General features: G+C 60.9%; 11 protein-coding genes. 4 read left to right on the plus strand and 7 right to left on the minus strand.

What is annotated here, in order from left to right:
* Positions 1-27: 27 nt before the first annotated feature.
* From ACXAIC_RS07550 to ACXAIC_RS07560, 3 genes are all read left to right on the plus strand, one after another.
* Positions 28-1,131, plus strand: coding sequence for an efflux RND transporter periplasmic adaptor subunit (locus ACXAIC_RS07550; protein ID WP_475175312.1), 1,104 nt, complete (start codon positions 28-30; stop codon positions 1,129-1,131).
* Positions 1,128-5,081, plus strand: a complete 3,954-nt coding sequence (locus ACXAIC_RS07555) for an efflux RND transporter permease subunit (protein WP_475175313.1) — start codon at positions 1,128-1,130, stop codon at positions 5,079-5,081. The genes ACXAIC_RS07550 and ACXAIC_RS07555 overlap by 4 nt, the downstream gene beginning before the upstream one ends.
* A gap of 245 nt (positions 5,082-5,326) precedes the next feature.
* Positions 5,327-6,274 carry a helix-turn-helix domain-containing GNAT family N-acetyltransferase gene (locus ACXAIC_RS07560; protein WP_475175314.1) on the plus strand — a complete coding sequence of 316 codons (948 nt, stop codon included), beginning with the start codon at positions 5,327-5,329 and terminating at the stop codon, positions 6,272-6,274.
* 12 nt (positions 6,275-6,286) lie between these two features.
* Here the strand turns inward: ACXAIC_RS07560 and ACXAIC_RS07565 are convergent, their stop codons facing one another.
* The 4 genes from ACXAIC_RS07565 to ACXAIC_RS07580 form a co-directional block, all read right to left on the minus strand.
* Entirely contained in the window at positions 6,287-6,811 is a 525-nt protein-coding gene (locus tag ACXAIC_RS07565) for a GNAT family N-acetyltransferase (protein WP_475175317.1), read from the minus strand.
* Positions 6,812-7,051: 240 nt separating this feature from the next.
* Complete coding sequence (locus tag ACXAIC_RS07570; RefSeq protein ID WP_475175340.1) at positions 7,052-7,864, minus strand: CDP-alcohol phosphatidyltransferase family protein; 813 nt, start codon at positions 7,862-7,864, stop codon at positions 7,052-7,054.
* Between the two features lie 155 nt (positions 7,865-8,019).
* Positions 8,020-8,727, minus strand: a complete 708-nt coding sequence (locus tag ACXAIC_RS07575; protein WP_475175318.1) for a phosphatidylserine decarboxylase — start codon at positions 8,725-8,727, stop codon at positions 8,020-8,022.
* Positions 8,728-8,916: 189 nt separating this feature from the next.
* Positions 8,917-9,834 (minus strand): LysR family transcriptional regulator, encoded by a 918-nt coding sequence (locus tag ACXAIC_RS07580; protein WP_475175319.1) that lies wholly within the window; start codon positions 9,832-9,834, stop codon positions 8,917-8,919.
* Positions 9,835-9,930: 96 nt separating this feature from the next.
* Between ACXAIC_RS07580 and ACXAIC_RS07585 the strand changes: the two genes are divergently transcribed.
* Positions 9,931-10,167: a hypothetical protein gene (locus tag ACXAIC_RS07585; RefSeq protein ID WP_475175322.1), complete on the plus strand. Its 237-nt coding sequence runs from the start codon at positions 9,931-9,933 to the stop codon at positions 10,165-10,167.
* Between the two features lie 52 nt (positions 10,168-10,219).
* Here the strand turns inward: ACXAIC_RS07585 and ACXAIC_RS07590 are convergent, their stop codons facing one another.
* From ACXAIC_RS07590 to ACXAIC_RS07600, 3 genes are all read right to left on the minus strand, one after another.
* On the minus strand, positions 10,220-12,142 hold the full coding sequence (locus ACXAIC_RS07590) for an ABCB family ABC transporter ATP-binding protein/permease (protein WP_475175324.1): 1,923 nt from the start codon (positions 12,140-12,142) through the stop codon (positions 10,220-10,222).
* Between the two features lie 130 nt (positions 12,143-12,272).
* Positions 12,273-12,617: an ArsR/SmtB family transcription factor gene (locus tag ACXAIC_RS07595; protein ID WP_475175326.1), complete on the minus strand. Its 345-nt coding sequence runs from the start codon at positions 12,615-12,617 to the stop codon at positions 12,273-12,275.
* Positions 12,618-12,972: 355 nt separating this feature from the next.
* Positions 12,973-13,247: transposase (locus tag ACXAIC_RS07600; protein WP_475175328.1), on the minus strand; the 275-nt coding region annotated here is incomplete at its 5' end.

Here is a 13,247-nt window from a genome sequence, read left to right on the forward strand (position 1 = left end):
ACGTCAAAAGTTCCGGAGTACCTATAGATGAAAGTGAAGCTTTCCTACGTTCTGGCAGCGGGTCTCGCCGCAGGCATCGGAATATGGATGTCGAACGGCACGGTTGTTGTCGGCGGTGTCGGAGATGGTGCCAATGCCACACCGGCCCCGGCGGAACGCGCAGCGGAACAGGACGGCCAGATCTTCAAGGTGAAGGTGAAGAAGCTGACCGCCGAAAACCGTCAGGCCATTCTGGAAATCCGTGGCCGGACCGAGGCAGAGGCCAAAGTCTCCGTACGGTCTGAAACCAGCGACGACGTTGTGCGCCGCCCGGCCAGGGAAGGCGCCCATGTGGCCGCAGGCGATATTCTATGCGAACTGGACAGTGGTGCGCGCAAGGCTGGTATTCTGGAAGCCAAGGCTGTGCTGGCCCAGGCGGAACTGGACCACAAGGCCGCGACCCAGCTGGCAGACAAAGGCTTTACCGCCCAAACGAGAGCCGCTGCCACCCTCGCCAGTCTGGATGCGGCCCGCGCGCGGCTGGAAGAAGCCCAACTGGAGCTGGAACGCACCATTATCCGCTCCCCGATTGCCGGTGTCATTCAAAGCCCCATGGCCGAGATCGGCGCCCAGCTTGACAGCGGCGGGATCTGCGCAACGGTGGTTAATTCCGACCCGATGATCGCCATTGGTCAGGTGTCGGAACTCAATGTGGGCCAGATCAGCATCGGCATGATGGCAGACGTCACCCTGGTGACAGGCGAGACCATGACCGGCAAGGTCCGGTATGTGTCGCCGTCCTCCGACCCGGACACCCGCACCTTCCGCATCGAGGTCGAACTGGCCAATCCGGACGGCAAGGCCCGGGATGGGGTCACGGCTGTGACCCGGCTCGCCCTGCCTGCGGAGAAGGCGCATATGATCTCACCGGGCATCCTCACCCTGAATGACGACGGCATTGTCGGCGTCCGCGCGGTCGATGACCACAACAAGACGGCTTTCTATCCGGTTCAGGTGCTTGGCGGTGGCAGCAACGGCATCTGGGTTGGCGGTCTGCCGGACGAGATCGACGTGATTGTGGTGGGTCAGGAATATGTCGGTGACGGAGAAACCGTCGAACCGGTTCTGGACGTTGCGGAGCTCAGCCAATGATCGACATGCTTGAAGGTGTCCTGCGGCGCCCGAAAACGGTTTTCGTGCTCATGCTCGCCCTTTTGGTGGCTGGCACGTTCAGCTATCTGAGTATTCCGAAAGAAGACAGTCCGGACATTGACGTGCCTGTCTTTTATGTCTCGGTTGTGCAGCAGGGCATCTCGCCTGAAGACGCCGAGCGGCTGCTGGTTCGGCCGATGGAGACCGAATTGCGCGGGCTGGACGGCCTGAAGGAACTGACCGCCATCGCCTCTGAAGGCCATGCGGGCATCATTTTGGAATTCGACATTTCCTTCGACAAGGACGAAGCCCTGGCCGATGTCCGCGACAAGGTGGACACGGCCAAGGGTGAACTTCCCGCCGACGCGGAAGAGCCGACAATCTCGGAAACGAATTTCGCCCTGGTGCCGACCATTACAATCGCGCTGTCCGGCAACGTTCCCGAGCGCACGCTCTATCAGCATGCCCGCCGCCTGAAGGACCTTGTGGAAGCCATCGACACGGTGCGCTCCGCAGACCTGAAGGGCCATCGGGAAGAGTTGCTGGAGGTACTGATCGATTCCCAGAAGCTGGAATCCTATGCCATCACGCAACAGGAACTACTGGTGTCCCTTGCCGACAACAACCAGCTTGTTCCGGCCGGGTTCATCGATGGTGGCCAGGGACGCTTCAACGTGAAAGTGCCGGGGCTGGTGGAATCTGCCGCCGATGTGCTGTCCCTGCCAATCAAGCAGTCGGGCGAAGGCGTTGTCACCCTCGCCGATGTGGCCGATATCCGACGCACTTTCAAAGATCCCGACTCCTTTACCCTCGTCAACGGCAAGCCCGCCATTGCGCTGGATGTCACCAAGCGGATCGGCACCAATATCATCGAGAACAACATTGCCATCCGCGCCGTGGTGGATGCGGCAACCAAGGACTGGCCGGACACGATCAAGGTCGACTACATGCTGGACATGTCGTCGAACATCCATGAGGTTCTCGGCTCGCTCCAGTCCTCGATCATGACGGCGGTGTTCCTGGTGATGATCCTGGTTCTGGCCGCGCTCGGGCTGCGCTCCGCATTGCTCGTCGGTCTCGCCATTCCAACTTCCTTCATGGTTGGCTTCCTGATCCTGTCCGGCCTTGGCTACACCGTGAACATCATGGTGATGTTCGGCCTTGTGCTCACGGTTGGCCTGCTGGTCGACGGAGCGATCGTCATGGTCGAATATGCGGACCGCAAGGTGAGCGAAGGCATGGAAGACCGGGAGGCCTATATCCGGGCGGCCCGGCTGATGTTCTGGCCGATTGTGTCCTCCACCGCGACCACGCTTGTGGCCTTCCTGCCCATGCTGCTATGGCCGGGCGTGGCAGGCGAATTCATGAGCTACCTGCCGATCATGGTGATCATCGTCCTGACGGCGGCCCTGCTCACGGCCATGGTGTTCCTGCCCGTGACCGGCGGCATCTTTGCCTTGATCACGCATTTCCTGGAAAAATACGCGACCGCCATACTGGCAGTGTCATTTGGGCTGACCGGCGCAACCGCCACCTTCACCGCAGCGGCGCCCGCCTTCGGAATGGGATCGGACCAAGGCCTCTCCGCCGGCGCCATCGCATTGCTGCTCTTGGCCGCACTTGCTGCCTTCGCTGCCGTCGGCGTTGCGGCCTATTTCGTGCTGAAACCTTTCATCGACTGGCGGCGGGAGCGGGCCGCCCATCAGGCGTCGGAAGACGCGGAAGAGCCAGTCAAACACCACCGCGCGGTCACATTTGTCTCCCTCGCCTTTGAGGTGGCCGCTCTCTGGTTTGCGGTGCAGTTCGCCTTCTTCCTGGTCTCCACCAGACCGGCTGTGCTGTTCACGCCGATTGAAGCCGTGCTCGGTGTTCTGTCATGGATCGCCAAACCGCTTGCGTTCCTGTCCGGCCCCAACGAGGTGGAAACCCTGTTCTACGTGACCGTTATCGGGCTGACGGTCCTGGCGCTGTGGGCCGCCTATAAAACCATGTCGCCCCTGGTGGATCTGCTGGAACGCCTGTTTGGCCGCCTGCGCCGGGGCCAAAAGACCCCGGTGCCAGACAGCGCCAAACCGGCTGAGCTCAGCTATGACGCCAGCACCGTTAAAGGTTTCACCGGACTTTATGTCCGTCACCTGAAGCTGCTGGCGGGCACCCCCGTGGGCAACATTCTAACGATTGCATGCGTTCTTGGAACTTGCTTTGCCATCTTCACCGCGTTTTCCTCGAACCCGACCGGGGTCGAGTTCTTCGTCGATGAGGAGCCGGATCAGGCGGTTGTCATGGTCTCGGCCCGGGGCAACATGTCGGCCGCCAAATCCTTGCAGATCGTCAAACAGGTGGAAGCGGAAGTCCTTCAGACCAAGGGCATTCAAAATGTTATCACCTCCGCCTTTCCCCCGGGAGGCGGCAGCGGCCCCGACTTCATTGGCGGGGTTCAGGACAAGCCTGCCGATGTGATCGGCGAAATGTCTCTGGAACTGGCAAAATATTGCTGCCGCCGGACGGCTGCGGAGATCTTTGCCGAAATCCGCGACCGCACGGCCGACATTCCCGGCATCAAGGTCGAGACCCGCAAGATCGAGGGCGGACCGCCTACGGGCAAGGATATCCAGCTTGAAGTGACCTCGACCGACTATAACGAGATGGTCGCCCAGGTCGCCCGGATCCGCAAACATCTGGACAGCATGGACCACCTTCTGGACCAGGAGGATGACCGCCCCCTGCCCGGGATCGAGTGGCAGATTTCCATCGACCGGGAACAGGCGGGCCGCTACCAGGCCGGAATCGGCTCGGTCGGCAACATGGTCCAGCTGGTGACAAACGGGGTTCTGATCGGCACCTACCGGCCGGCGGATTCCGAAGATGAGGTCGACATCCGTGTGCGCCTTCCGGCCGATGAGCGCACGCTGGACCGATTCGACCAGCTGCGCCTTCAAACCCAACTCGGTCTGGTGCCGATTGCCAACTTCATTGACCGGACCCCGGAAAAGAAAGTGTCCTCGATCACCCGGCGGGACGGGCTCTATTCCATGATGATCAAGGCGACGGTGGACAAGGCTGCGCTGGGTGAGGACGGAAAGCCGGTCACGGTCGACAGCAAGGTGCAGGAGCTGACCCAGTGGCTGGATGCCCAGACATTCCCTGACAATGTCTATCTGAAGTTCCGAGGTGCAGATGAAGACCAGAAGGAATCGGGCGAGTTCCTGATGAAGGCCATGATTGCCTCCCTGTTCCTGATGTTCCTGATCCTGCTGACCCAGTTCAACTCCTTCTATCAGACGCTCCTGACCCTCTCCACGGTGGTCATGTCGGTCATGGGGGTTCTGCTGGGCATGCTGCTGACGGGGCAGAAATTCTCGATCATCATGACGGGCACCGGGGTCGTGGCGCTGGCAGGGATTGTGGTGAACAACGCCATCGTCCTGATCGACACCTATAACCGGTTCCGCCATGACGGTTTCGAGCCGCTGGATGCGATCCTGAAAACCTCCGGCCAACGGATCCGCCCGATCCTGCTGACGACGGTAACCACGATCGTCGGTCTGGTGCCAATGGCAACCGCCGTCAATCTGGACTTCTTCACCCAGACTGTTGCGGTGGGCGGGATCACGGCCATCTGGTGGATCCAGCTGTCCACGGCGGTGATCTCCGGCCTCGCCTTCTCCACGATCCTGACCCTCGTCATGGTCCCCGTCATGATTGCCCTGCCCAGCACCTGGATGGCCCTGTTCCGGGCACTCTGGCAGCGGATCTCCGGTGCGCGCAACCCGTCCTCGGTGCCCGCGGCCGGAACGCTGGACACTCCCGGCCCCGGCCCGGATCAGGATGTGGAATGGGTGGAGCCGGACATGGACAAGGACCGGCCAGCGGCCAAGGTGGTCACGATGCCCAAACCGGCACCGCCCAAGGTTCCGCCCGGCGAGGAGCCTCCGCTCGCCGCCGAATAATCCGGCCTTAAAATTCCGGACCGCCAAATCTGGCGGTCCGGAACGTTTCTTGACATACGGCCGCCTCTCTTTCGCGCGCGCGTCCCTCCCCAATGTTGCATGTTCTTAAGGGACGCAGCATTGTGCCGGCTTGTCGTACCTCCGGTCCTCTTCAGAGCAAGGGTCCCATCCTCCAACCACTTGCATTGCGGCATAGTCCACCGTATTTAGTTGTACATTGCAACTATCAAGCAAGGCCTTTCATCATGACCGTTTCCCCAGCCCTCGTCTTCGAAATCCGCGCCGCCTCGCGGCAGCTCGTGCGGGAGTTCGGGTTTCTCGACAAGACCATCGCCGGAACGGATCTGTCCGGCTCAGCCGTCCATGCCCTTCTGGAGATCAGCCTTTTTCCCGGACTGACCGCCAAGGAGCTGGCGACGCGGCTGAAGCTTGAAAAGTCGACCATCAGCCGCCTGCTGAAATCTCTGGAGGCCCGGGGGGAGATCCTGCAGACGCAGCTGAAGGAAGATGGCCGCGCTTATGGCCTGAGCCTCACGCCGCATGGCCGGGAGACTTGCGCGCGGATCGACCGCTTTGGCGATCAGCAGGCCCGGGGGGCACTCGCCCGCAGCAGCGCCCTCGCTCCTCAAGAGATCGCCGACGCGCTTACAGCCTATGCGGACGGACTTGCGGGGGCGCAGAACGCCCCTTCTGAGGTGGAGGCGTCCCTTGAAATCTTGGAAGGCTATCAGACCGGCATGATCGGAGATCTTGCCGCCCTGCATGCCCGAACCCACGGACCAATTGTCGGCATGGGCCCCGCCTTCGAGAGCGTCGTCACGAAGGCCATGGCCGAGTTCATGCAGCGTATCGGCCATCCTCTCAACAACAGCTGGAGCGTGATTGAGGATGGCCAAGTCGTCGGCTCCATAACCATCGACGGGGAAGACCTGGACGGCAACATTGCCCATCTGCGCTGGTTCATCCTGTCCGAAAAGCTGCGTGGCAAGGGCATTGGCAAAGCGCTGCTTCTGAAAGCCCTTCACCATTGCGACGCCAACGGATTTGACGAGATCCATCTGTGGACCCTGAAAGGGCTGGAGGCGGCCAGGGCCCTTTATGAACACAACGGGTTCGTGCTGGTCGAAGAGTATATCGGCGATCAATGGGGCAAGGCGGTCGCCGAACAGAAATTTGTGCGCAAGAAAGCCTGAGCCCCGCTCAGCTTAGTCCGACCAGAGGGCTGGGTCACTCCAGGCCTCTGGAACAATCAGGCGTCCCGATGAACTGGCGGCACCGCCATCAAGCTGAACCGACTGCCAGGCCCCCTTCCACTCCAACGGAATGGGACAGGGGGGCTCGACAAGATGGTCCGGCTTGAATCCGAACCGGGCGTAGTATCGAGGATCCCCGAGAACCAGCACCTGCGAGACCGTCGCTCTCAGTTGATCGAGGCCAGAACGGACCAGAGCTGAGCCAATACCGCGTTTTTGAAGTCCTGTAGACACGCATAGCGGGCCCAGCAGGGAAGCGGCGATGCCGCCCGGATCAACTGTGCAAGGTGTAAAGATGACATGCCCAACAGGCTTGCCGCCGCAAGTTGCCATGAGAGACTGCACCGGCACGGTGCCCATAATCAGTCGTGTCACCAGGGGGAACAGGTCTTCATCCGGAAACGCGTCGATATAGAGCTGCCGCAAACTGCCCAGGTCCCGGATCCCAGCACTGTGGATGTCAATCTCCTGTGTCACCTGCGGCTCCTCTTTATGGATGCACATTCAATCAAGTCTTTGGAGCACGCCACAGGGCGATGAGGGGCATCGTACAAGATGTGCGACACGGCGGAACACGATCATGTCGTGGCCTTGGGTGGCTCTTTCGCCCGCTGCCTGTGTCTCACCGCTTTCCCGGCCAACCTGGCCGACCTGCGCGTTTTCTGACAGCAAACCTGAAAAAAACATCCGATAGGGTCTTATTTGGCGAGGCGGGTATTAGCCACCGTGGTCCTTGTCCCGGTCCGCCAAATTGTCCAGATCCGTATCGTCTTCGTCACCATCGTCATCCAGCGCCATCGTCGCGTCGGCCAGAAGCAATTTGCGGTGGGCGCGGCAGGACATGGGGATCGTCAGAAGATAAAGAACTGCCGCCGCCGCCAGCATGCGGAACGGATAGCTGACCGTCAGAGCGACGATCAGAACGGCGGCGACAATCAGCGGCAGCACGAAATCCCGCCGCACCCGCGTGCCCAGGGTTTTGCCGGAAAAGGTCGGCAGGCGGCTAATCACCAGATAGGAAATGGCAATCGTATAGGCCGCGACAAAGGCAGCTTCGGCAAACCAGTGAGGGAACAGGCCGAGAAAATCCAGATAAAGCGGCAGCAGCACGATCAACGCACCGGCCGGGGCCGGAACACCGGTGAAGAACCGGGCGGTCCAGGCAGGCTTGTCCGGATCATCCAGCGCCACATTGAAGCGCGCCAGCCGCAGGGCCATGGAAATGGCAAAGATCAGCGCGGCAATCCAGCCGAGATTGCCCGCTTCCTTGAGCAGCCACAGATACAGCATCAGCGCCGGGACGACGCCGAAATTGACAAAATCCGACAGGGAATCCAGCTCGGCTCCAAAGCGGGACGTGCCTTTCATCAGCCGGGCAACCCGGCCGTCAAGCCCATCCAGAACGGCGGCAACCAGAACCGCGCCAACGGCAAACTCCCAGCGCCCCTCAAAGGCCATGCGCACGGCGGTCAGGCCGGAGCACAGGGCCAGCACCGTGACCAAATTGGGCACGATCAGCCGCATCGGCACCCGTTTGAAGCGGGGCGGTCTTGCCGCGCCGGAGGACGCTCCGCTCTCTTCGCGCGCTGCAGATCGGGCATTTTGAGTGCCGGGGCCAGAGCTGTCTGGAGCAGGGGCTCCTGTCTCTGGGGCATTGGGATCGGAGGAAGCGGACACGTCAGCCCTCACCCCACTCGGGTCACGGGCTGGGCGGGGGCCTGTGGCTGGGCGAGATCCGCCAGCACGGTTTCCCCGGCTATCATGGTCTGGCCCAGGGCTACTTTCGGCTGGGTTCCAGCCGGGAAATAGACATCAAGACGGGAGCCGAACCGGATCAGGCCGAAGCGCTCCCCGGCGGAAATCGTTTCGCCTTCGCGCACGAAACAGACGATACGCCGGGCGACAAGACCGGCAATCTGCACCACACCGATTTTGGCCCCGCCCGTTTCAATCACGAGCCCGTTGCGTTCGTTGTCGTCACTGGCCTTGTCCAGCTCCGCATTCAGGAATTTCCCCGCCCGGTAGGCCACCCGCAGGATCTTGCCGCCGACCGGCGCCCGGTTAACGTGGCAATTGAAAACATTCATGAAGATGGAGACGCGCATCAGCGCTTCGCCGCCCAGTTCCAGTTCGGCCGGCGGATGGGCCAGTCCCACATGGCTGACAACCCCATCAGCCGGAGAAATGACCAGCCCTTCGCCAAGCGGGGTCACCCGTTTGGGATCGCGGAAGAAATAGCAGACCCAGCCGGTCAGGAAGAGGCCGATCCAGAACAGGGGATCAACAAACCAGCCAATGACCAGGGTCGCGACCAGCGCAATCGCGATGAACGGCCAGCCCTCCCGGTGGATCGGCACGACGGCTTTGGTGATGGAATCCACAATCGACATCAAACTCTTCCGGCTTCTAAACGGCACGGTCCGGGTTCGCCGGGCAACTTGAAGCCCCTTGAAGGCATCCGGTGGCACCTGTTGCGCTTTCTGGTTCAGACGCTTCTAGAGGCTTTTTTGTCCGAAGAGAACCGGTCTCGCGCGTTTTGCGCGCAATTGTGCACATCAGGCCACAGACCGGCTTCAGCCGCGTCAACCGGCCGCCTTGCGGTAATCGGTCTCCCAATAGGCCGGCCGGCCATATTTGGAAATCAGGAAATCGACCAGAACGGTCACCTTCGGCGGAATGAACCGGGCGGGCGGATAGACAGCATAGATATTGCCGGTTCTGGCAATCGGGAAGTTGGACATGACCTCCACGAGCCGCCCGTCGCGCAGATCTTCCCAGACATGAGCGATGGATTTCACCGTCAGTCCAAGACCGAACAAAGCAGCATCATAGGCAAAATCGCCATTGTCTCCGGAAATGACCGGATCCTCTAGCGGATAAACGATTTCCCCCTCCGGCCCCTGAAAGTACCAGACAGGCATCGAATCCAGGCGGATGCAATCATGATTTCGCAGGTCTTCCGGTGTCTTGGGTGTCCCTTTGCGGGCGATATAATCTGGGCTGGCGCAAAGCACTCGCGCATTCCCGCCAAGTTTGCGGGCGACCAGGCTGGAATTGGGTAACTGCGCCCCGCGAATGCCCATGTCATAACCGTCAGCAACCAGATCGACCATTTGGTCGCTCATATCCACTTCCAGGCGCAAATCAGGGTAAAGCTGACGGAATTCCGCCAGATAGGGCAGAATATGCTTGCGGCCGAAAAAGACATTTGCCGACATCTTGAGCGTGCCCCGGGGTGCATCCTCGGCCGCGTCGATCAAGGCCCGCGCCCGGTCCATCTCCTCAAGCGCATTGGCAGAATGACGCAGGAACACCTGGCCCGCTTCCGTCAGCCCGGTCCGGCGGGTGGTGCGGGCCACAAGCTGGGACCCGATTTCCTTTTCCAATGTGCTCAAACGGCTGCTGGCCGCAGATGGAGACAGGCCAAATTCCCGGCCCGCTGCCGACAGGCTCCCGAGTTCGGCGACACGCTGGAAGAACTTCAGATCATCAAGGCGCATTATTCGAAACTTTCGAAAGATCCTTCCCACACTAACCCAATTCTTCGAAGAAACACAATGTGCGACAAAGCCTGTGTCCAACAGAAGGAGCCAGCCATGATGCATACGAGAGACATTTACGAACATCGTGCGCGCCAGGAACGCCAAAAGGAACTGCGCGCCATGATGCGGGCCCTGATCCGGCTCCTGTCCGGCAGCTCAGCCCGCCAAACCTGTCAGCCCTCCGGCGGCGCGGCGCTCCGGGACAATGACAACCGGCGGGATGTGGCATGCCCCATGGGCCGGGACGGCCCCCGCAGCACTGGCGGAGCGATGGTTCGGCGAACCGGTTGAACAAAGGGATCGCCCGCCTGACACCCGCCCGCCCCTCTTGCCGGGAGCGCCGTTATTTCGCCGGAACGTAATCCGCCGTCCGGCCGCGGGTAACGATCCCCAGTTCGTCGTTATCCCGTGCGGCGCGCAGCCGCTCCTCGGCTTCGTCGGCTTCTCTCTGGCGCGCCCACATGGAGGCATAAAGACCGTCTTTTGCAAGCAGGTCCTGATGGGTGCCACGCTCGGCAATCTGCCCTGCCTCCAGCACAATGATCTGATCCGCGTTGACCACTGTCGACAGCCGGTGCGCAATCACCAGCGTGGTCCGGTCCCGCGCCACCTGATCCAGCGCAGACTGGATTTCCCGCTCCGTATGGGTGTCGAGCGCGGAGGTCGCCTCGTCCAGAATGAGAATGGGCGGGGACTTCAGGATCGTCCGGGCAATGGCGACCCGCTGTTTTTCGCCCCCGGACAGTTTGAGCCCGCGTTCCCCCACTTCAGAGCCGTAGCCTCCGGGGAGGTTTTCGATGAAGTCGTGGATCTGTGCCATCCGGGCGGCCTCGCGGACCTCTTCGTCACTGGCCTCCGGTCGGCCGTAGCGTATGTTGTAGGCAATCGTGTCGTTAAAGAGCACCGTGTCCTGGGGCACCATGCCGATCATCTTCCGGACGCTGGCCTGGGTGACGTCGCGCACATCCTGGCCGTCAATCTCAACCGATCCGCCGGTGACATCATAAAAGCGGAACAGCAAGCGGGAAATGGTCGACTTGCCGGCCCCCGACGGGCCGACGATGGCAATCGTCTTGCCCGCCGGCACTTCAAAATCGATGCCCTTCAGGATCGGGCGGTCCGGGTCATAGTGAAATTCGACAGCCTTGAACGCGATGCTGCCGCCCTCGGTCCGAAGCGGCCCGGCCTCTTCTTTGTCCTTGATTTCGGTGGGTACCAGCAACAGGTCGAACATCGCCTCAATATCGGCCAGCCCCTGACGGATTTCCCGGTAGAGGAAGCCGATGAAGTTCAGCGGAACGGAGATCTGCATCAGCAGCGCGTTGATCAGCACAAACTCACCGATATTCTGCTCTCCCGCCATGACCGCCCGGGCCGACAGCGCCATGCAGGCGGCCATGCCGATGCCCAGGATCACCGCCTGTCCCAGGTTCAGCCAGGCCAGAGAGGTCCAGGTTCGGGTGGCGGCCCGTTCGTACTTCTCCATGGAGACGTCAAAGCGCGCCGCTTCCATCTTTTCGTTGCCAAAATATTTGACCGTTTCGAAATTGAGCAGACTGTCGATGGCCTTGGAATTGGCATCCGTATCGCTGTCATTCATTTCCCGCCGGATGCTGATGCGCCAGTTGGAGCATTTGATCGTGAACCAGACATAGGCAACGATCATCACCGCAACAATGACCACATAGACAAAGCCGAACTGGTACCAGATCACCGCTGCCATCACGGCGAATTCGAAGATGGTCGGAATGCCGTTCAAAATGGTGAAGCGGACAATCGCCTCAATCCCCTTTACACCGCGCTCGATCACCCGGCTGAGGCCACCGGTGCGGCGCGCCAGATGGAAGCGCAAGGAAAGCTGATGAAGGTGTCGAAAGGTCAGATTGGCCAGCTGGCGCACCGCATGCTGGCCAACACTGGCAAACAGCGCATCGCGCAGCTGGTTAAAGGCCACCGCCAGGACCCGGGCCGCGTTATAGGCCAGCACCAGCATGACCGGCGCCACCAGGAAGGCCGAAAGGTGGCTGCTTTCTCCGGTCAGGGCGTCGGTCGCCCAGGCAAAGAAATAGGGCGACAAAACAGTCACAATCTTGGCAACAATCAGGGCGGCAACCGCCCAGACCACACGCCGTTTCAGATCCGGGCGGGTCTCCGGCCAGATAAAGGGCCACAAATTGGCGAGGGTTTTCAGCGTGTTGCCTTCGTCGGCACTCACGGCTTTCGGAGAGGTCTGCTGGCCCTGTGTTGTTTGGCTGCCGGACGCCATGCGGGAAGATCCTCGCGGCGGGGTGGCGGATCGGTCGGTCAATTCTGATCTCCAGACTGCCAGGGGCAGCGGTTTATCGTGATGGGGCTGACACCGGACGGTCCGGGTCACGGCCGGCGGCACAAACCGGCTAGCTTAACTTCAATTCTTTCCAAAGTGCTGCGGAACAGGCGGCAGCGCGATTTAATTTGTCCCGGTTCAAAACATAGTGGCAATTTCGGCCCCGCGTATCGCAGGACAACAGACCGGCCTCCTTCAGCACCTGCAGATGCTGGGACACAGTCGATTGTGCAAGGGGAAGACAGTCAACGATCTGGCCGCAGCAGGCTTCATTCTTCAGCGCGAGCTGTTTGATAATGGCAAGTCGCGCCGGGTGGCCCAGCGCCCGGAACAAAGAGGCAAGGTCTTCACATTCCGCCCATTCCTCCTGAAGACCGGCACTTTTTTGCAAGACCGTATCCTTTGCTCCGCCCATATCCTTCCCTCACACTGGCCCATACTAGGCCGTGCCCTGAATTTATCGTAAATATGCGATGGATCTGCCCGAAGGCAAGTGGAAAAGATGGTTCGTTGTCTAATTCCGGCCTCACAGTCAAGTCCCAAGCCCTGTTGCCTCCTCACCAGGTCCACGGTTGTCTTCGAAGTCGCTGCCAGCAGGGTCTGTGGAGCGCTTCATGATAGGACCCTTTGACTTTGGCCTCCCAAGGTATAAAGCGCCCTTGCCGATGTTTCGGCCTGGCATCCAAGAGCGCGGGTTCGCCTCAGTCATCGTCCCGGTGAGGGGCGACAGTCTCCGCGCTGGCGCGGATCTCTTTTGTTGTTTGTCTCCCCTATGCAGCGGCGCCTTCTTGGGTCTGCGGCCAGCGGAAGGCTTCCCCGCTCACCAGCATCTTGTGCAAGATCACAGCAAGCTTGCGGGCCAGCGCGACGCAGGCTTTCTTGTGGCTGGTCCGCTTCCTGATCCGGCGCGCCCAATCCTTCAGGGGATGGGCCTTGCGCACGACGGTCAAAAGGCTGCTGGCCGCCTCAAAGAGCAGGCTGCGCAGCATCGCATCGCCATGCCTTGATATGCGCCCGGACCAGTCCATCTCCCCCGACTGGTTGC

It is taken from the genome of Roseibium sp. AWQ4_254 (assembly GCF_056161025.1).